Annotated in this window: 19 protein-coding genes and 1 tRNA gene; 13 read left to right on the top strand and 7 right to left on the bottom strand. The window is 28.2% G+C overall.

Annotation, left to right across the window (positions count from 1 at the left end; translation table 11 throughout):
- On the top strand, positions 1-3,582 hold a 3,582-nt coding region (locus Q0J69_RS10425; RefSeq protein ID WP_297207128.1), incomplete at its 5' end, for a tetratricopeptide repeat protein.
- A gap of 46 nt (positions 3,583-3,628) precedes the next feature.
- Here the strand turns inward: Q0J69_RS10425 and Q0J69_RS10430 are convergent.
- Positions 3,629-4,369, bottom strand: a complete 741-nt coding sequence (locus Q0J69_RS10430) for a DNA methyltransferase (RefSeq protein WP_297207130.1) — start codon at positions 4,367-4,369, stop codon at positions 3,629-3,631.
- Between the two features lie 216 nt (positions 4,370-4,585).
- On the opposite strand from Q0J69_RS10430, the gene Q0J69_RS10435 reads away from it, so the two are divergent.
- The 7 genes from Q0J69_RS10435 to Q0J69_RS10465 all read left to right on the top strand — a co-directional run bounded on the left by Q0J69_RS10435 (position 4,586) and on the right by Q0J69_RS10465 (position 10,512).
- The gene (locus Q0J69_RS10435) at positions 4,586-4,984 is read left to right on the top strand and encodes a GrdX family protein (RefSeq protein WP_297207133.1); all 399 of its coding nucleotides are present in this window, start codon (positions 4,586-4,588) and stop codon (positions 4,982-4,984) included.
- 48 nt (positions 4,985-5,032) lie between these two features.
- Positions 5,033-6,124, top strand: coding sequence for a hypothetical protein (locus Q0J69_RS10440; protein ID WP_297207135.1), 1,092 nt, complete (start codon positions 5,033-5,035; stop codon positions 6,122-6,124).
- A 13-nt stretch (positions 6,125-6,137) separates the two neighbouring features.
- Positions 6,138-7,424, top strand: coding sequence for a sarcosine reductase complex component B subunit alpha (gene grdG, locus Q0J69_RS10445; RefSeq protein WP_297207137.1), 1,287 nt, complete (start codon positions 6,138-6,140; stop codon positions 7,422-7,424).
- Positions 7,425-7,456: 32 nt separating this feature from the next.
- Positions 7,457-8,767 (top strand): sarcosine reductase complex component B subunit beta, encoded by a 1,311-nt coding sequence (gene grdF, locus Q0J69_RS10450; protein WP_297207139.1) that lies wholly within the window; start codon positions 7,457-7,459, stop codon positions 8,765-8,767.
- A gap of 146 nt (positions 8,768-8,913) precedes the next feature.
- Entirely contained in the window at positions 8,914-9,552 is a 639-nt protein-coding gene (locus Q0J69_RS10455) for a hypothetical protein (RefSeq protein WP_297207141.1), read from the top strand.
- A 12-nt stretch (positions 9,553-9,564) separates the two neighbouring features.
- On the top strand, positions 9,565-10,284 hold the full coding sequence (locus Q0J69_RS10460; RefSeq protein ID WP_297207144.1) for an NINE protein: 720 nt from the start codon (positions 9,565-9,567) through the stop codon (positions 10,282-10,284).
- 12 nt (positions 10,285-10,296) lie between these two features.
- A complete protein-coding gene (locus Q0J69_RS10465) occupies positions 10,297-10,512 on the top strand; it encodes a hypothetical protein (RefSeq protein WP_297207147.1) in 216 nt (71 codons plus the stop codon).
- Here the strand turns inward: Q0J69_RS10465 and Q0J69_RS10470 are convergent.
- Together Q0J69_RS10470 and Q0J69_RS10475 are read right to left on the bottom strand one after the other, a co-directional pair.
- Positions 10,509-11,435, bottom strand: a complete 927-nt coding sequence (locus tag Q0J69_RS10470; RefSeq protein ID WP_297207150.1) for an endonuclease NucS domain-containing protein — start codon at positions 11,433-11,435, stop codon at positions 10,509-10,511. The two genes, Q0J69_RS10465 and Q0J69_RS10470, sit on opposite strands and share 4 nt — an antisense overlap.
- 434 nt (positions 11,436-11,869) lie before the next feature.
- On the bottom strand, positions 11,870-12,796 hold the full coding sequence (locus Q0J69_RS10475) for a site-specific DNA-methyltransferase (RefSeq protein WP_297207152.1): 927 nt from the start codon (positions 12,794-12,796) through the stop codon (positions 11,870-11,872).
- A 154-nt stretch (positions 12,797-12,950) separates the two neighbouring features.
- Here Q0J69_RS10475 and Q0J69_RS10480 point away from each other — a divergent pair, with 154 nt between their 5' ends.
- Together Q0J69_RS10480 and Q0J69_RS10485 are read left to right on the top strand one after the other, a co-directional pair.
- Positions 12,951-13,262, top strand: coding sequence for a phasin family protein (locus Q0J69_RS10480; RefSeq protein ID WP_297207155.1), 312 nt, complete (start codon positions 12,951-12,953; stop codon positions 13,260-13,262).
- Positions 13,263-13,347: 85 nt separating this feature from the next.
- Entirely contained in the window at positions 13,348-15,027 is a 1,680-nt protein-coding gene (locus Q0J69_RS10485; RefSeq protein ID WP_297207158.1) for an AarF/ABC1/UbiB kinase family protein, read from the top strand.
- Positions 15,028-15,078: 51 nt separating this feature from the next.
- On the opposite strand, the gene Q0J69_RS10490 is transcribed toward Q0J69_RS10485, so the two are convergent.
- Together Q0J69_RS10490 and Q0J69_RS10495 are read right to left on the bottom strand one after the other, a co-directional pair.
- Positions 15,079-15,151 (bottom strand) — tRNA-Asn (locus tag Q0J69_RS10490).
- A 64-nt stretch (positions 15,152-15,215) separates the two neighbouring features.
- On the bottom strand, positions 15,216-15,749 hold the full coding sequence (locus Q0J69_RS10495; RefSeq protein ID WP_297207161.1) for a hypothetical protein: 534 nt from the start codon (positions 15,747-15,749) through the stop codon (positions 15,216-15,218).
- Between the two features lie 147 nt (positions 15,750-15,896).
- Between Q0J69_RS10495 and Q0J69_RS10500 the strand changes: the two genes are divergently transcribed.
- On the top strand, positions 15,897-16,637 hold the full coding sequence (locus Q0J69_RS10500) for a DUF4912 domain-containing protein (RefSeq protein ID WP_297207164.1): 741 nt from the start codon (positions 15,897-15,899) through the stop codon (positions 16,635-16,637).
- A 78-nt stretch (positions 16,638-16,715) separates the two neighbouring features.
- Here the strand turns inward: Q0J69_RS10500 and ispH are convergent, their stop codons facing one another.
- Both ispH and rpmB read right to left on the bottom strand, forming a co-directional pair.
- Positions 16,716-18,464 (bottom strand): 4-hydroxy-3-methylbut-2-enyl diphosphate reductase, encoded by a 1,749-nt coding sequence (ispH, locus tag Q0J69_RS10505; RefSeq protein ID WP_297207168.1) that lies wholly within the window; start codon positions 18,462-18,464, stop codon positions 16,716-16,718.
- 12 nt (positions 18,465-18,476) lie between these two features.
- On the bottom strand, positions 18,477-18,668 hold the full coding sequence (rpmB, locus tag Q0J69_RS10510) for a 50S ribosomal protein L28 (protein ID WP_297207171.1): 192 nt from the start codon (positions 18,666-18,668) through the stop codon (positions 18,477-18,479).
- Positions 18,669-18,883: 215 nt separating this feature from the next.
- On the opposite strand from rpmB, the gene gltA reads away from it, so the two are divergent.
- Positions 18,884-20,284 (top strand): NADPH-dependent glutamate synthase, encoded by a 1,401-nt coding sequence (gene gltA, locus Q0J69_RS10515; RefSeq protein WP_297207173.1) that lies wholly within the window; start codon positions 18,884-18,886, stop codon positions 20,282-20,284.
- A gap of 275 nt (positions 20,285-20,559) precedes the next feature.
- Positions 20,560-21,180, top strand: a complete 621-nt coding sequence (locus Q0J69_RS10520; protein WP_297207176.1) for a hypothetical protein — start codon at positions 20,560-20,562, stop codon at positions 21,178-21,180.
- Positions 21,181-21,185 lie beyond the last annotated feature (5 nt).

The raw sequence follows: 21,185 nt of genomic DNA on the forward strand, positions 1-21,185 counted from the left end.
ACTACAGAAGACGAGAAAGTATCAGTAGATACAGATAATTTAGATTTACCAGAAGATTTAGATACTACAGAAGACGAGAAAGTATCAGTGGATACAGATGATCTAGATTTACCAGAAGATTTAGATACTACAGAAGACGAAAAAGTATCAGTGGATACAGATGATCTAGATTTACCAGAAGATTTAGATACTACAGAAGACGAGAAAGTATCAGTAGATACAGATGATCTAGATTTACCAGAAGATTTAGATAATATAGAAGATGAGAAAGTATCAGTAGATACTGATGATCTAGATTTACCAGAAGATTTAGATAATACAGAAGACGAGAAAGTATCAGTAGATACAGATGATCTAGATTTACCAGAAGATTTAGATAATATAGAAGATGAAAAAGTATCAGTAGATACAGATGATCTAGATTTACCAGAAGATTTAGATAATATAGAAGATGAAAAAGTATCAGTAGATACTGATGATCTAGATTTACCAGAAGATTTAGATATAGATGATGATTTGGGATTACCTGAAGATTTAGATATAGATGATGATAAAATTTCAGGTGATTTGGATTCATTGGATTTGCCTGAAGATCAAGAATTAGAAGATAAAATTGCTATGGATATCAATGATTCAGATTCAAAATCTAAAAATTCTGATATCAAAAGTGATAAACTTCCTGTTTTAGATGATCTGCCTTTGCTTGATACTTTACCTAATATAGATGATGATTATGTTGCTGATAGTATAGATAGTGATTCTGATGAGATGCCTGAAATTAAGGATATTGAAGATGTTTCTGATGATAATGATGTGGATGATATTTTAAATAGTTTAGATATGGATGATATATCTGATAGTTTGGATGATATTTTAGATGAAGAGGAAAAAGGTGAAAAAGCACCAGAAGAAGAGCCAATACCAGAAAGTAAATCAGAAGAGCCAGAATCTAAAGCAGATGACAAGGAAGAAGAAGATGATGATTTAAGTTTAGATAATTTGATTCCAGAAGAAGATGAAGAAAAAGAAGAAGAGGCAATATCAGAAAGTAAATCAGAAGAGCCAGAATCTAAAGCAGATGACAAAGAAGAAGATGATGATGATTTAAGTTTAGATAATTTGATTCCAGAAGAAGATGAAGAAAAAGAAGAAGAGGCAATATCAGAAAGTAAATCAGAAGAGCCAGCATCTAAGTCAGATGACAAGGAAGAAGATGATGATTTAAGTTTAGATAATTTGATTCCAGAAGAAGAAGAAAAAGAAGAAGCAGAAAGTAAATCAGAAGAGCCAGAATCTAAGTCAGATGACAAGGAAGAAGAAGGTGATGATTTAAGTTTGGATAATTTGATTCCAGAAGAAGATGAAGAAAAAGAAGAAGAATCAGAAAGTAAAGAAGAAGAAACAGAGTCAAAAGAAAAAGAAACTTCTGGAGGTGATGTAGATTTAGATAATTTAACATTAGATGATATTGATGATACTGACAATAAATCTAATGAAGAAGAAACTCATGATGAAGATAATCATCATGATGATTTAGATTTGCCTGATGAAATAGAAGATACTTTGAGCGATGTTCCTTCTACAAATATAATAGAAGGAGGCACCACTCTTCCAGCACCTGAAACATCTAATAGTTTAGTTCCTTCTAAATATGATGATGTTGATAAGGATGTGGATCATGATAAGGTTATAAATGCTATTAAATATCTTCCTCCAATAACACAGTACCATGTTTTGGATGCTATACTTAATGAGAAAATCAGCAGAAATTCTATGGAAGATTTGCTTAATGCTTTGGAACGCGGAGAATCCAGCGAAAATATAGCAAATATCTTGAATAAAGAATTAGGCTTAAGCATAAGAGAAGATGATAGAAAGAATGTATTAGACCTTATACCTATACCTAACTCATTAAAAGATTATGCCAGAATTATAAGAGTAGCTGCTGTATTCTTGATATTATTCCTTGCTATAGTGGTATTCTCTTTCCAATTTATTTATAAACCTATAATGGCTAATAAATATTATAAACAAGGTTTGGTTAGTATATCAAATGGAGCTTATGATGAGGCAGAACGTAATTTTGCACAGGGTGAAAGATTAAAACCTAAACAAACAAAATGGTATAATAGATATGCAAGAGCTTATATAGCTAGAGAAACATTCCCTAATGCTTTGAATAAAATACAGGGTGCTTTAAATATTAAACCTAGAGATTTTGAAACTAGAATAACTTATGGTTTTTATTATAGAAAGAAAGGTGAAAAAGAATTATCAGAAGAGGACTATATAGCAGGCGAAGAATTATATAATGATATGTTGGTTTATACTAAAAAGAAAAAAGAACAAAAAGTTATATACGATGAACGCGGTGTTCTTATGATAAGCAGAGCTAAAAATTTGCTTCATCCTGAGTATTATGATTTAGCTTATAATAATTACAGCGATATGATTAATTTCTTCGGAGATGATGTTATACCTAGAAAAAGAACAATGCTTATAAGAATATATCAGGATAATTATCAGCATGTTAAAGCTCTTCAAAATCATATAGAGAATTTGAAAAAAGGCTATATAGATGATGATGTTTATCCTAAATTGGCTAAATATCTTCTTGATAAAGATGATTTTTATGGTTCAAGAACATTGTTTGAGAAATTATTAGCAGCTTATCCTTCTAATTTAGAGTCTATAGTAGGATATGCCGACTATGAAACTAGATTAAAACATTATGACAGAGCTATGGAAATACTTACTACAGCTGCATTGCCTTTGTATAGTAAAGATCCTTTCTATAGAGGCAAAGAGTATGTATATAATATGTTAGGTCAGATATATTATAATTTAGGAGAATATGGAAATGCTGTTAAAAACTTCAATGAAGCATTGTCTATAAATAGTGTGTATCCTGATGCCAATTATAATTTGGGTAATGTTTATTTCTATCAGGATAAAGATTATGTAAAAGCAAAAGAATATTATCAAATGGCTTATGATAATCTTGCTCCGAATCTTAGAAGTGATCAGCTGCTTTATAATTTATCTTGGATATATTATTTAGACAGCGAATTTGACAGAGCTTTTGAAGGATTTAATGCTTTATTTCAAAAAAATCCTAGCAATAGTGTAGTTTCCTATGCTTTAGGGAATTCGCTTTTACATTTGGATAAGGCTAATTTAGCTAATGGTTTCTATAGAAATGCTTTGAGTCAGGTTTTATCTAAACGTGATAAATTGGGAAGATTAGAAATGCGTACAGAAAGCGATTTTATATTGATTAGTTATTTAGCTAGCCTTTATAATAATATAGGTGTTTCTTATGCTTATAATTCTACAGTAACAAATACTATTCAAAATGAGCAGGAAGCATTTAAGCATTTTGTTTTGGCAAGCGAATACTTTGATCAAGTGAGAACTTCTAATATAGATTTGGAAAGAATGGAAAAGAGAACTGTAATGGTTGATAATCAAAATGTTGGAGCAGCAGCTTATAATATAATGGCTGTACAGGGAAAGAGAAACTTGAAAGCCGCTACGATTATAGATGATTATATACCTAAAGACATGTATTATTTAAGATAAATTAGTAAATATAAGGCAGAGTTTTTTTAATTAAACTTTGCCTTTTTTATATATTTCTCAAATGAAGTTTTCCATTATTATCAATGGTTTTATTTCCCTTTTTGTACATTATAAATAGATAGTTAAACCCTCTTAAATAAAAATTATTTTCTATGGCAGCAATATGATAATTACCTTTATTTAAATTTTTATTATGACGTACAACAGATACTATATCTATAGGCATGAAATATTTATTCATAATTTCAAACAGCTTAAATCCTATAGGCATAAATGGAAATCCTTTTTCATACGAATCAGAAACATATAAAGCCATATATCTGTCTTTTTTCATGATTCTAAATATTTCATTTATAACTTTTTCCATAGCATTATAATATTCATCTTCTTTAGCTGTTAATTTACCAATACAATTTTTTTCATCAGAATAATTTATATGCGTACTATAAGGAGGATCTATAAATACGAAATCGACCTTTTCATCTTCTATTGGTATTTTTCTAGCATCTGCTTTAAAAATATCTTTTCTTTGCAATGCTTTTGGGTTTATATCATACCCTAAAGCACGCCTTTTTAATTCACGTGCTACATCAATAGTTGTACCGCTTCCAGCCATAGGGTCTACTACTAAATCTTTTTCTTTTGTGTATCTGTTTAACAAATTCCATATAATATATGACGGCGTAGCTCCTATGTAGTTTTTATGTTTTTCTTCTTCGCTTTTTAAATATTGCTGAGAAGGATAATCCCATAATGTTGTTGTTTGCAATTCTAGTTTCTTTTTCATATATATCGCTTTTTATTATTAAATTTTATTTATAATATATATTATAAATATATATTGGCAAGTATATAAATAAATTTAATTCTTATAAGATTATATATTATGTATTTTTGAAATCTTTTTTATATTATTTATAAAAAATGAATTATTATTTATTGATTTAAAAAATTATTTTTATTATACTCTAATTATACAACATTTTTTTTTGGGGAAATTATTTTGTTGGATAGAGATATTTTATTAATCGTTACAAATAACGATAAAGTTATAAAGAAATATCAAGAATTTTATGATATTGATTATATAGATACTGAAAGCATGTATGATGTTCTCATCAAGGTTAGAGATTTTATACATAAAGGATATAATCTATTAACCCATCCTATGAGCGGAAGTCTAAAATCAAATCAAACTCCATATAAATCTATTTTAATAAAAAAAAATAATTCTACTAAATTTGAGGATTTGGAACTAATAGAAAGTGCTATAGATAATTACAATAAGTTTATTAAAAATAGAAAACTTACCAGTTGGCCTAAAAATATTAAGGAAGATTTTAAAACAGTAGACTTATCTCTGATAGAATCGTGTTTTGATAAAAATCTGCCATTAAATTAAATAATTTTTGATTATTTAATTTGAAAATAATAATTTTAAGGAGTTTGTATGGATAATCACAAGGTTAATATAAGTAATGTGATAATGTTTGCAGGTACGTATATCGCATTCCTTATTGGTTCTGGCTTTGCTACGGGTCAGGAGGTACTTCAGTATTTTACAGCTTATGGTTTTTGGGGTGTTGCTGGGGCATTATTAATGTTTGCTGTATTTTTGTATGTTTGTTTAAGTTTCATATTTGTAGGATATGATAACACATTTGCAAAACCTAATGACGTTTATAAGTATTATTGCGGAAAATATGTAGGTACTTTTTTTGACTATTTTTCAACATTATTTATTTATATGTCATATTTTGTAATGATCGCAGGCTCTGGTGCTACAATGAAACAGCAGTATGGTATTTCAGAAGTTATCGGTGCCATTATAATGGCTGTTTTATCAGGTATTACAGTTGCTTTTGGATTAAAAAATATAGTTAAAGTATTGGGCAAAATAGGTCCTGTAGTTGTTATTATATCTATATTTTTGGGTCTTTATGCTATTTTTACAAATTTTGAAGGTCTTTCTGAAGGAAATAAAATAGTTGGAGAATTGCAGAAAACTAAGGCATCTACTAATTGGTTTTTCTCTTCTCTTTCTTATATTGGCTTCTGTATGCTTTGGCTTACAGCTTTTGTAGCTGCTTTAGGTAAACAGGCTAATAGTAAAAGGGAAGGAGGATTAGGAATATTTTTTGGAGTATTAGGTTTTACTTTAGCAGTTATAATAGTTTCTTTGGGATTATTGGCAAATATAAAAGAATTAGCAAATAGCCAAATTCCTTCACTAATATTAGCAGCTAAAATTAATCCTATATTTGCTACAATATTTTCGATAATAGTTATAGCTGGTATATACACTACTGCTGTTCCTTTGTTATGGACTGCATCATCTAGAGTTATTAGCGATGATACAAGCAGTAAATTTAAAATTGCTACAGCTGTATTAGCGGCAGTAGGATGTTTTATAGGATTAAAAGTTCCTTTTGATAAACTAGTTAATATTGTTTATGTATTGAATGGGTATGTTGGATTTTTATTGTTCTTTATAATGATTATAAAAAGCATTATTAGAATTAAAAATAAAAATAATAATTAAAGGAGGATAGTTCATGAAGTTAGAACTAGGTAAAATTTTTATTAAAGACGTTCAATTTGCTGACAAAATGAAAGTCGAGAACGGAGTTCTATATGTTTGTGCTAAAGATATAGAAGAGCTTGTACTTCAAGATGACAGACTAATATCAGCTAAAGTTGAACTTGCAAGACCTGGCGAATCTGTAAGAATAGCTCCTGTAAAGGATGTTATTGAACCTCGAGTAAAAGTAAGCGGCGGCGGCGGAATATTTCCAGGTGTTATTAACAAAGTTAAAGAGGTTGGAAGCGGAAGGACACACGCTTTAGTAGGAGCATGTGTTGTAACATGCGGACGTATAGTAGGTTTCCAAGAAGGTATTATTGATATGTCTGGAGAGGCTGCTAAATATACTCCATTCTCTCAAACAAATAATGTATGTGTAGTTATAGAACCTAAAGAGGGATTAGAAACTCATAGTTATGAGGAGGCTGGAAGATTGGCGGGTTTGAAAGTTGCTGCTTTCATTGGGGAAATTGCTAAAGATTTAACTCCTGATGAAATTGTTACTTATGAAACTAAACCTTTAGCTCAGCAAATAGCTCAATACCCTGATTTGCCTAAAGTTGGATATGTACACATGCTTCAGTCCCAAGGTTTATTGCATGATACATATTATTATGGTGTTGATGCTAAACAGATAGTTCCTACTTTTATGTATCCTACAGAAATTCTTGACGGTGCTATTGTAAGCGGAAACTGTGTTGCTCCTTGTGATAAAGTTACAACTTATCACCATTTCCATAACCCTGTAATTGAGGATTTATACAAAAGACATGGTAAAGATTTAAACTTTATTGGTGTTATATTAACTAATGAAAATGTATTTTTAGCAGATAAAGAAAGATCATCTGATATGGTTGCAAAATTAGCAGAATTTTTATGTTTAGACGGATTAATTATTACAGAGGAAGGTTATGGTAATCCAGATACTGACTTAATGATGAATTGTAAAAAAGTTGCTCAGAAAGGTATTAAAGTTGTACTTATTACAGATGAATTCCCTGGCAGAGATGGTAAATCTCAGTCTTTGGCTGATACTACACCAGAAGCTGATACATTAGTTTCTTGCGGTAATGGTAATGTTATTATTAATTTCCCTAAAATGGATAAAGTTATAGGTACTTTAGATTTCGTTGAAACTATGATAGGCGGATATGAAGGAAGTTTGAAACCAGACGGAACTATAGAAGCTGAATTGCAAATTATTATAGCTTCTACTATTGCTAACGGATTTAATAAACTTTCTGCTAAAGGTTATTAATTTTTATTAAAACTTTAAGGAGAGAATTATATATGAGTAAAAAAATAGTTATACATTATATGAACCAATTCTTTGCTGGAATTGGCGGTGAAGAGAAAGCAGGTATTCCTCCAGAAGTGAGGGATGGGGTTATAGGACCTGGAGCTGCTTTAGCTAAAGAACTTGGAGATAATTATGATGTGGTTGCTACTGTTATTTGTGGGGACAACTATTTCGGAGAGCATCTTGAAGAGGCTAAAGAAACAATTATAAAAATGATAGAAAAATATAAACCAGACTTATTTATAGCTGGTCCTGCATTCAATGCTGGTCGTTACGGAGTAGCTTGCGGAGGTATATGTCTTGCTGTTGAAGAGCACTTCAAAATTCCTGTTGTTACTGCTATGTATAAAGAGAACCCTGGTGTTGATATGTACCGTAAGGATTTATACATTATAGAAACTAAAGATTCTGCAGCTGATATGAGAAATGCAATACCTAAAGTTGCCGCATTAGCTAAAAAATTAGTTTCAGGAGAGGAAGTTCAAGGTCCTGATGCAGAAGGTTATTTTGAAAGAGGAATAAGAGTAAATTACTTTAATGAAGTAAGAGGTTCTACTCGTGCTGTTGATTTATTAGTTAAAAAAATTAAAGGCGAGAAAGTAGGAACAGAATATCCTATGCCTTTCTTTGATAAAGTTCCTCCTGCTAAAGCTATTAAAGATATAACTAAAGCTAAAATTGCTTTTGTTACTTCTGGAGGTATAGTTCCTGTTGGTAATCCTGATAGAATTGAAAGCTCTAGTGCTACTAAATACGGTATTTACAGCATCAAAGGTAAAAATTCTATGGATAAAAAAGACTTTATGACTATTCATGGAGGATATGACAGACAATTTGTTTTGGAAAATCCTAACTTAGTTATACCTTTGGATGTTATGAGAGAGATAGAGGCTGAAGGCGGTATAGGAGAATTAGCTGATTACTTTATTACTACTACTGGTACTGGTACTTCTACAGGAAATGCTAAACGTTTTGGTGAAAGTTTTGTGCCTAAATTGTTGGAAGATGGCGTACAAGCTGTAATATTAACTTCAACCTGAGGAACTTGTACTCGTTGCGGAGCAACGATGGTAAAAGAAATAGAACGTGCTGGTATTCCAGTAGTTCACATGGCTACAGTAGTACCTATATCTTTAACTATAGGAGCTAATAGAATTATTCCTGGTGTTGGTATTCCATATCCATTGGGTAATCCTCCTTTGGGTGAAGAAGCTAGTAAAAAAATAAGACGTAAAATGGTTGAAAGAGCTTTGAAAGCTTTACAAACAGAAGTTACTGAACAGACTGTATTTGAAGATTAATTTTATTTGGTTTACTAGATGTTGTTATTTGCCGCTTTTTATATAGTAAATATATAAAAAGCGGTTTTATAATATTATTGATATTTTTTATATTTGTAGTATTATTAAATTAAGTCCATTTAATAATTTTAATGGTGAGAATGTTTATGAAAAAATGTAAAGAATTGTTAATTAATAATTTTAATTTATCCCTTTCAATTTCTCTTTTATCTGTTTCGGCAATTATATTCTTTTTTTCTTCATTGCAGTTGGTTTCATTTATAATACTGATATTTTTATTATTGATCATTTTTTATTTTGTAAAAAAGTCTTATTCAAAAAAAGATGGTATTAATAATGATAAAGTTAATAGTACAAATGATAATATCATTAATGATTTTTTTTATGATGATATAATTAAGAAATCTTTATATAATATAAAAGATTATGATTTTGTATTAATAATTCAGGATACAGCCAGCAATATAAATGAAGTTTTGAATTCTATAAAAGAAAATAAAAGTTATAAAAAAATGCATGATTCTATTACAGATTATTATATACCTACAATTAATAAATTCATATCTACATATATAGATTTGGATAATTGTTCTATGGAAGAAAGAAATAAGGAGAAGGTTAGATTAGAGATAAAAAAATCTATAGGTGCTATTAATTATGGTTTTGACAGGATGAGAAGAAATATTGATACTAATATTTTGATTGATATACGAAGTGATATAAGTGTATTAAAGGCTATGCTTTTAAAAGATGGTCTTGTAAAAGAAAAAGATTTTAAAAATTAGGATTTATATAATATGAAAAAAAGAATTTATGCTATACTGCTTTCTGCTTTATCTCTTTTATTTGCTGGGGTAGGGATACAGAAATTTTATTTGGGACAGGTAAAAAGAGGGGTATTATATGTATTGTTTTTTTGGACATTTATTCCTTATTTATTATGTGTTATAGATTTATTAAGATTTGTATTTATGAGTGATGAAGAGTTTAATTTGAAGTATAATAAAGATTATTATGCTAAAGAAAATTATTATGATAATATAGAAGTTGTGGATGCTGAATATAGTTATGTTGATGATACAAATATTAAAGAAAAAAAAGAAGAGGATATTATTATTTCAAATGCTTTAGAATATTATAATTCTATTGATAATGTTATAAAAAATATAAAAGATTATGAGTTTGCTTCTTATGTAAGGCAGTTAAATGCTTTGTTTAAAGATATTATAGATAAAGCAAGAGAATATGACTTAGATAAGAATGATAATGTCAAAAAAGATTTAGCAAAAATGCTTGATTATAATATACCCACCACTTTAAAACTTATTAATTCATATATAGATTTGGAAGATTCTAATATGGATAATGTTAATAATGTTAGAAAAGGAATAAAAGAATCAATTATAGCCGTTGTAGAGTTTTTGAAAAATGTTTTGAATAAGATATATGAAAATGATATTATGGATATAAACAGCGATATAGATGTACTAAAGGCTACTTTAAAGAATAATATATAGGAGAAAATAGAAGTGGACAGCGACGGAGTTTACAAGAGAGTTAATATAAATAAAGTTATAAAGAATATTCAGAAAAATAATTCAGATTTAACGGAAAGCAAGGCACAGGAAATAGCTTATGCCATGATAAAGGAGCTTAATAAAAAAGTTTCTTCTATGGTAATTGATTTTGAAAACGGAGAGGGTGATTTCATGGCTTGTTATTTTGATGCTATAGATAAAATTTAATTTATTTTTGTGAAATTAACTTTATAATCAAAACTATATAGGTCTGTTTTACATTTTAATTGTTTTATTGATAGTTTTATATTATTATCTATATTTCTTCCAACAATAATAGTGCGTACATCTTTATTTCCTTCGCTTTCTAAAAATGATACATACCTGCTGACTTGTCCTATAAATTTATTTGGAACTCTATTTTTCTTTAATTCTATAACCACAAGTTTACCTGATTTATCTTTAGCGAGTAAATCTATAGGCCCTGATATTGTAGGGTATTGTCTTCCTATCAATTTTAATCCTTTTTCTAATTCTTCTATATGCCTTTCTAAAAAATCCTCTAATATTTTTTCATCAACAAGTACAGATTTAAAATCCTCTTCAGATATATTTTTCATATTATCTGACAGTTCTATTTTTTTATTTTTATAATCACTAAATATATTTACAGCTTTATCTATATCTGATATATCAGTGTAATAATCTAAAGCAAATTCAGCCGATGATTTATCAGAATCATAATTACCATAATAATAAAACCAATCTTTTTTTTCTTTGAAATCTATCCATATACTTATTTTTTCATTTTCTTTAATGAAAGATTTTAATTCTTTTTCATTTGAAATTAATATTTTAGAGTCCTCAAAATTAAATAAATTAGATGAGCAAAAAAAATTTATGGCATAGCTGCTTTCTAATTCTATAGTATTAAGTATAGATTTTCTTCTGTTATTTTTACTGTTTTTTATTTTTTCATTTTTTAAATATTTTTTTATCTTATTTTTATCTTCATCTTTTAATAGTCTGTATTTTTCTATTTCTTCTGCTGATTTATCAATATCTGAAATATTTAATTTTTTGGATATAAATAAACAATATTCATCTTTAGTTATATATTTATCTTTTAATTTTAGTAAAACTTTACCCAAATATAGCACAGGTATTATTTTTATATCATTCTTTGCGGTATATTTATTAAATTGAAATCTTTTTATTTGTTTTTCTATTATACTGTTATAATTTTTATATTTTAATAATTTTTCACCTGCTTCTGTTATATATAAATTTTCATTATCTTTAACCCATGCTAAACCTAATACAGAGGCTAACTCTTACTATTGCATTTTTATCATCTTCATTTTGACCTTCAGCTTTTGGTAAAAATAAATTCTTGTTTTCTAAATCTTTTCTAATAGAAGTTTGTAATTCTTTATTCCATTTTCTATTTTTGTATTTATACAATATGGATAGTCTGTCTTTTATGGATTTAAAATTTTATTTTTTTATAGTATGTACCAATATGCATTATTATTTAAATAATTTTTTAAAAAATCTTTCCAATATAAATCTTTTATAATATTACTCATAATTCAAATAATATTTTTTCTTTAATATTATCTTGTATATTTTCTTTATTATTTTTTACAGGCATTTTTATTTTATCTATTATCAAATTTCTTGCCATATTCTTATCTATATTAGCTATTCTTTCCCTTGCAATATTACAATAATCTATATTTAGTTCTATACCGATAAATCTTCTTTTACTTATGAAAGCAGATAACGTTGTAGAACCAGAACCATTAAACATATCCAAAACTATGTCGCCTTTAAATCCGAATTCTTCAGCTTTAGCAAAACTATACATAGCTATTAATCTATTTGGTATTTCTAAAGGAAAAGGTGCAGGATGTCCTCCTTTATTTTTTCTATTTATATTTGTAGGCATTATAGGCCAAACCTGCATAGATACATTTAGCCATTCTTCCTGACTTAATCGGCTATATTCTTTTACTTCTTGCGGTAATTTTTTTGGAGTTCCTTCTTTTACTAAGACATTTATAAATTCTATAGTATTATCTTCATATATATTAGGCGGATAAGGATAGCTTCCAAACATTTTTTTTGAAGTTTGCTTTTGCCATATATATAAGCTAAATCTATTTAATCCTATATTGGCATCTAATACCCTTCTTTCTATATCTGATGAAATATTTAAAAGCTTTCTTGTATGATTAGAAGAATCCGCAGTTTTTGATAAAGGAACTATAGGAGTAATATATGCTATTTTTCCATTAGGTTCTAGTATTCTAACAGACTCTTTAAAAACTAATAACATTTGTTCTAAATAATCATCATAAGAACATTGACCATACTGACCATCAACTCCATAATCTATTAAATTCCAATATGGAGGACTTGTTACAATTAATGAGATGCTGTTATCATGTATTTGCCTCATTGTTTTTAAAGCATCGTCGCATGTTATTTTATTTATTAATTCTTCCATAGTTTTTAAATTATACAATAATCTTTGTTAAAATCAACTATTGTCATTTATATGTTGTAGTAATTTATTTTTATTGTATACTAAAAATGGTTGACTTTTTTATTATAAAGATAAATAATATATACATCAAATTTAAAAAATAAAGGAGATAATTATGGGAATATCAGATGATATCAAATCAGGTTTTTATGCTGGAATAGGCATGATGCTTAAAGGAAAAGAAAAGTTGGAAGATGCAGCACGTGAGTTTATTAAAGATAAAAATGTTAGTGCTGAAGAGGGAGAGAAATTTGTAAAAGATATGGTAAATAAAGCATCAGAAACAAAGGAAGAGGTTACTCAATTTATTGATGATAGAGTAAAACAAGTTATAGATAAAATGGGTTATGTAAAAAAAGAAGAATATGAAAGCATGAGAAAAGAATTAGATGAATTAAAAGCATCTATAAATAAAGATCAGCAGTAAATCATAAATATTAAAAAATGAAAATGCATTATTAAAGTATATTAATATATATATTTTATTAATGCATTTTTTTCAGGGAATGAAAATGAATAATATGAAATCTATAAAGAGGGCTAGAGAAATCATTTCTATAATAGTGGCTTACGGATTTAGAGATATTATAGATATGACCCCAATATTAACAATAATAAAGAATCCTATAAAAAAGCTTAATATAAAATATAAAGGTGTTGATTTAAGCAAATACACAAGAGGCGAAAGAATAAGAATGGCTTGTGAGGATTTGGGAACAACATTTATAAAATTGGGTCAAATATTATCTAATAGAAATGATATACTTCCTAAAGATATTACAGATGAGTTAAGCAAACTTCAAAATCATGTAAAACCTTTCGATGAGCAAGAAGCCATTAAAATCATAGAAACAGAATTAGGCAAAACTATAGATGAAGTATTTGAAACATTTGATACTAAGCCCAAAGCTAGTGCATCAATATCTCAGGTACATATTGGTGTTTTAAAAAATGGAGAAAAAGTAGCTATAAAGGTAAAAAGACCTAATATAGAGGATAATATACTTACAGATGTTGAGATTATAGTTTGGCTTTCTAATATCATTGAAAAGCATAATGAGGAGTTTGCTCTTATGAAGCCCCAGAAACTTATTAATGCTTTTAAAAGTCAGCTTTTGCAGGAGTTAGATTTTAACTTTGAAAAAAATAATACAATGAAATTTGCTAAATACTTTGAGAATAACAAGAATATAAAGATAGCAAAAATATATGAAGAATACAGTACAAAAAATATATTAACTATGGAGTATATAGATGGTATAAAGATATCAGATATATCTCCTGATGATACCAAATATGATAGAAAGAAATTAGTATCTATAGGTATTGATGCTGTACTTGAACAGATATTCATGCTTGGCTTTTTTCATGCTGATCCTCATCCAGGTAATTTAATGGCATTGGAAAATAATGTTTTATGTTTTTTGGATTTTGGTATGGTAGGTTTTATTCCTCCTAATTCAAAGGATGCTTTTTCATCTCTTATTATAAGTATCAATAATGCTGATTATTTAGCTTTATCTAAGGCTATACTTGACTTATGTAATAAAAGCGATATGAGAAATATGGAAGATTTTAATATGGCTATATTTGTTTTAGTTAATAAATATATCGATATGTCATTGGATAATATCAATATAGAGGATGTATTTAATGAGCTTATAACTATAATAAGAGAGTTTAGATTGAGTTTGCCTAGCAATATTATGCTTTTAATAAAATCTTTAATCGTTCTTGAGGGTGTTGGAAGAAATTTAGATAAAGATGTAAAATTGATAGAACATATAAAACCGTTTGCATTTAAATATATAAAAGAACAAATAAAACCAAATAATCTATTAAAACAGGCCAAGAGTTTAATAATTGATTATTCAAACATATTAAAGAATCTGCCTTCAAATTTAGGTGATTTAGCATCTGTAATAAAGAAAGGAAGCATGAAAATTCAGCTTGAACACAAGAAGCTGGAATCATTATCAAATACTCTTGATAATTTAGCGGACAGATTAAGTTATTCTATAGTATTAGCTTCTCTCATTATGGCTAGTGCTTTGATTATTACAAGCAAAACACCTCCATTATTTCATGATACATCAGTTATAGGGATGATTGGTTTTGCTGTTTCTGGTATAATGGGATTTATAATGATAATAAGCAGAGTAATAAATAAGTATTTTAAGAAGAAAAAGTAGAATACATAAAAATTAAAGCCTCCTTAAAACAGGAGGCTTTTTTAATTAAAGCTCCGAGAACAGGGCTCGAACCTGCGACCCGGTGATTAACAGTCACCTGCTCTACCGACTGAGCTATCTCGGATTGTTTTTAATGTTTGAGTATTATAGCATAATAAAAATAAATGTCAATACCTATTATGACTTTTTTATTTATAAGCACTAAAATATTCAAGTATTTCTGTGTATTTTGAAGATTTATTTCCAGATAATATTATGTATTGATTTAGATATTCATAAACTTTTTTTCCGTACTCTTTTTCTTTATCTAGATCATTCTTTTTAACAGCATCATCATATTTTACTTTATACCTAGTAGCTAGTGCATAATTGGAATTAGGTTCAGCTCTTAGTTCTAATGCTTTTTTGTATAATTCTATTATTTTTTCAGCTTTATATTCTTTTTCAAGGTATATAGCACCATACATGTAAATATCACCCAATCTAGGATATGACGGATGCGATTTTAATGCTTTCATACCCTTAGAGTCCAATAGGCTTATATAAGATTTTAATTTTGAATAAGCATTTAAACTGCTGTCAAAATTTGCCAATGTTCTTGAATATCCCACAGCTCTGTCTAATTCCTGATCATTACTTGGTGTTACAGGAATATTTAAATCATCCTGTGCAAATAATACAATTGTGCTGAATAATATCACTAAAATTATTTTTGCTTTCACTTTCACTCCAAATATTTTATATTTTTATTATCGTAAAATATAAAATCTGCTAAAATTAAAAAAGTAAAAAATTTTATTTAGTTGTTGACAATAAAAGTATTTATTCTATAATATTTTTGTGAAAAATATAAACTTATGGAGATATTCATGGCTACAAAAAAAACAGAAAAAAAATCTGAAGATACCCCTAAAAAGAAAACAGCTGCTACAAAAAAAACATCATCTACTGTGAAAAAAGCTGCAGTTAAATCTGCTGCTTCTAAAAATACTACATCAGCCAAAAAGACTGTTTCAAAGAAAAAGTTAGATAATGAAAAAAAATTAGAGGCTGAAGTAAAAAAAGAAGAATATATTCCAGATGAGGTTGATGTAGTTAGAGAATTACCTGACAGATATAATGAAACTAAATTAGTACTAATGATGCGTGATCCCGAGTGGTGCTTTTTTTATTGGGATATTTCAGATGATGATATAGCTTACCATTCTTTAAAAAATAAAAGAATATCTGTAAGAATATTTCATGTGTTTGGATATGATGTAACCAATGGAGAAATTCATAAAGAAGTAGAAGTTAATTATATTTACGGTGATAGATATGTTAATCTAGCAATGCCTCATGCTTATTTTATTGGTGAATTAGGGTATTATGATGAAAATAATAGATTTATAGTACTAGCTAGAAGCAATATGATATATGCACCTAGAGATTCTATAAGCAATGTTTATGATGAGGAGTGGATGGTTAATGATGAAATTATTAAACTTTTAAAATCTCCTAAGGCTTTAAGAGAAAGTTTATCTTCTGCTACTATATTTGAACTTATAGACTTAAGAAGAAATCATCTTGCTGCCTCTTCATCTTCTTCATTATTTTTGAAAAAGAATTGATTTTTATTTTAAGCGGTATTAATTAATTAAAATAAGGTAATTTAATTTTTCTGTTTTTTACTCATTTGGTTTCTAAAATTAAGCATTGATTAATGCCGCTAAAAATAGTATATATAGTGGAGAATCTATAAGTATTGAAAATAAATGTCTGCTTGTTATAATCTTTTTTTTCATTACAACAAAAGAAATTATACTGCTGTATATAACTGGGATAAAATATTTTAATTTATTTATTTCCAATGGAAATTTATTAATCACAATACCAATAATCATAAATAATATTAATACAAGTGGTATTATACGTGTTATTATTGCTAATTTACTAGAATCTATATATGTTGTTAAAGTTACAGCACCTGCTATTTTATCGCTTTGAGAGAATTTGATTTCTATTAATGCCTGTCTTATGAACATAAATAAAAATACTATAGCGGTTGAAAATAAGTATAAAAATAATTTTTCTTTTATTATATTTCTATGCATTATAAATATAGAGCCGTTGAGAAGAACTGTAACTGCTGCTGATGTAACTACTGCTTTAAATGGTATAAGCTTTTTGAATAATTTAAAAAATATAGAAGTTTCAAATCTTGACTTATTCTCAAAACTGATATTATATCCAATTCCAAGCAGACTAGATAGTATTGACAGCATTAATATACCAACACTCATTTTATATGAAAAATAAAACATTAATAAAGCACTTATTGCTATAATCGACATGAAGAATACTTTATTTTTCTGATAAAATAAATATCTTCTTTTATCGCTTATTTTTATAGTGTAGTTGCTGTATCCATTGCCTAAACTCATATAAAGGTAGTATAAAGCTGTTATTATACCTATTTGGAATTGAAACGGCTGAGATAATATATCATATATAGCATAAGACATTAAGAAAGCACCTGCAGAAAAGAATATATATCCGTAATTTAGAAAATCAAATATTTTAGATAAAGATTTTGTTATAGGGCTTGCATATTTATCTTTTATAGTCTGAGCTACATCTTCTATAAGCCAATCTGGAGTTGAAGCCCCAGCCATAATTCCTATATTTTTATATTTAGACAGATCTATCTTTTCTAAATCTTCTTTGAATTCAACATAAAATGAAGGTTTTATTGCCGATGCTATTTTGTATAGATTTCTAGTATTACTGCTTTCAGAACCTCCAATTACAAGCACAGCATCATTTCTTTTTGCTATTTCTAAAATTTCTGTTTGTCTTTGTTCTGTAGCTTCACAAATAGTATTTTTTATTATTATTTCTTCAGCATTTTTATATCTATCTTGGATTTTTGATACGAATTTATCAAATATATTTTTTTGTAAAGTAGTCTGAGCTACTATTAGAGTCTTTTTAGGTTCCTTTGGTAATTTATCAATATCTTCATCTTGATATACAACATAAACATCATTTGCATATCCGCAAACGCCGATAATTTCAGGATGATTAGGATTTCCTATTACTATAACTCTATAACCAAGCGAACTATGTTTTTTTACAAGACCTTGAATTTTAGCTACATATTTGCATGTAAGATTAACTATTTTTTTAGCATGACTAGAAAGTGCTTCTCTTCTATTTGGAGAAATGCCATGAGCTCTTACGATAACAGTTTTACCATCTAAAACAGACATATCCTCATCATCTTCATAAGTTTTTACACCAATATTTTCCAACATATCAAGAGTTTGAGGATTATGTATTAAATGTCCGTCTATATATATATCGCCGTTATTTTTAGCTGCCTGAGAAAATGTATTTTCGACAGCGTATTTAACGCCATCACAAAAACCTGCAAATTTACCTATATCTACGTTCATTATTTTAGAATTTTATTTTGCTTTTACTATTTTATTGCCCTTTATACACTTAGTGCAAACTAATGCTTTTCTTACAGAACCATTTAATTCTATTTTAATATTTTGTAAATTAGCATTAAAAGAACGTTTAGTTTTTATATTAGAATGGCTTACACTATGACCATTTTGCTTACCTTTTCCACAAATTTCACATACTCTTGCCATAATTTCCTCCAAAAAATGAATGATAATTTATAGTTCAAAACATTATATTATAAAAGTCTATTCTAGTCAATAGATTTAATAAAATTATTTACAGCTGCATAATATTTTTGTCTATATAATGAATAAAAAATAATATTACCATTGATTATATTTAGATATATAGTATAATACTCTCAATTAATTAAATGATTTTAATACCTAAATAGGAGAGATATATGCCCCCAAGATCAAAATTAGGTGAAATACCTAGACAAGAAATGCCTACAAGGAGTCCCGAGGAACGCAGGAAAGATTTTAAAGAGGTTCCTTTAGGATATACAGAAGAACAAGCATATCAAGAATCTTTAAGATGTTTAGATTGTAAGGTTCCTCATTGTATGGAAGGATGTCCTGCAAAAGTTAAAATTCCTGAATTTATAGGACTTATTGCAGAAAAAAAATTTTTAGAAGCTGCAAAAAAAATAAAAGAAACTAATGCATTACCTGCAGCTTGCGGAAGAGTATGTCCTCAGGAAGAACAATGTGAAGAAAGATGCGTTGTAGGTAAAAAATTTGAACCAGTTGCTATTGGTAAATTAGAAATGTTTGTTGCTGATTATGAGAGAAAACATTCACAGCATGAAGATTTAAAAGTAGAAAAAAATGGAAAAAAAGTATGTATTATAGGAGCTGGTCCTGCTGGTTTAGCATGTGCAGGAGATTTAATAAAATTGGGTTATGATGTAACAGTATTAGAGGCTTTGCATACTATAGGCGGAGTTTTAATGTACGGTATTCCTGAATTCCGTCTGCCTAAAGAATTAGTAGCCCATGAGGTGGAAAACCTTAAAAAAGACGGTGTTAAATTTAAAATAAATGAAGTTGCTGGTATATCTTTAGATTTCCAAGAATTAAGAAATGAATATGATGCTGTATTTTTAGGAACTGGTGCGGGTCTTCCTGCTTTCTTAAATATACCTGGCGAACATTTCTGCGGAGTTTATTCTGCTAATGAATATTTAACACGTGTTAATTTAATGGGTGCTTATAAATTCCCTGAAGTTGATACACCTATTATAAGACATAAAACTGTTGCTGTATTAGGCGGCGGAAACGTAGCTATGGATGCTTGCAGAACCGCTGTTAGATTGGGTGCTGAAAAAGTATACATAATTTATAGAAGAACTGAGAAAGAACTTCCAGCAAGACTAGAAGAAATTCACCATGCTATGGAAGAAGGTGTTGATTTTAGATTCTTAAGAGCTCCTTTAGAAATTATAGGTGATGAAAATGATAATGTAACAGCTATAAGAACTCAAGTTATGGAGCTTGGAGAACCTGATGCAGACGGAAGAAGAAAACCAGTTGCTGTTGAAGGAAAAACTGAAGATATAGCAGTTGATGCTATAATTGTTGCTATAGGTACTACACCAAACCCATTAATATCAAGAAAAGTGCCTGAATTGAAAACTACTAAAAAAGGTACTTATGTTATAGATGAAGAAACAGGTGCCACTTCTATGGAAGGAGTATTTGCAGGAGGAGATGCTGCTAGAGGAGCTGCTACAGTTATTCTTGCTATTGGAGATGGAAAAAGAGCTGCTGCTGGAATACATAAATATTTGTCTAATAAATAATTTAAATTATTAATTTTTTAAGAGTCTAATGCTTAAACAGTATTAGGCTCTTTTTTATTTTATGTTTTTTTAATAAAATACCATTTATTGTATAATATTATTGAAAAATTAATAAACTACACTTGACTTTTATCCCATTAATACTATTATGTTAATTATGTGCCAGCTTTTTATTATAAAAAATTGATAATAGTTTTATCTTTTTTAATAATTACGGTTTTATATTTTAAAGCCGTAAAATATATTTTATAAAGATTAGGAGGATTAGTCCAATTATGAATTTGAAAATTCAAATAGCTTTTATAACCCTACTAGCTTTTATTATCATGTCCTGCGGAGGTTTACCAGTAAAAGATTATGAGAGAGTAACTGCTCTTAGAGATACTGTTGTAAACAAATATGTTGAAATAAAAACTTTTGCTCCAGAGGATTTTGAAATAGCTGAAAAAGGTTATGCAGAGGCTGATATTATAATGAAAGAAGAGAATAAGGATGAGGCAGAAAAGGCTAAACAATTATTGTTAGAAGCGGAAACTAATTATAATTTGGTATTAGATAAAGGATTGCCTCCATATTCTGAAATTCTTAAGAAGCAGACAGATGAAAGTGCTACAAATGCCACAGAAATAAAAGCTGGTGTAATGTACGCTGATGAATTTAACAATGCTGAAACTATATATCAGGAAGCTAATGCTTTGTATACTGCTGAAACAAAAGATTATAAAGTTTTAGTAGATAAACTCTATCAGGCTAAAGTTGCTTATACAGATTTATATAATAAAACTAAAGAACAATATGATAGAAGTGATGAGGCTTTACAAAAAGTTAAACAGCGTTTGGCTGAATTAGAAAAGATGATGAAAGAAATAGAAGCCTACGAACAAGAACAGAATTAATTTAA

Source organism: uncultured Brachyspira sp., assembly GCF_944388875.1.
Taxonomy (GTDB): Bacteria; Spirochaetota; Brachyspiria; order Brachyspirales; family Brachyspiraceae; genus Brachyspira.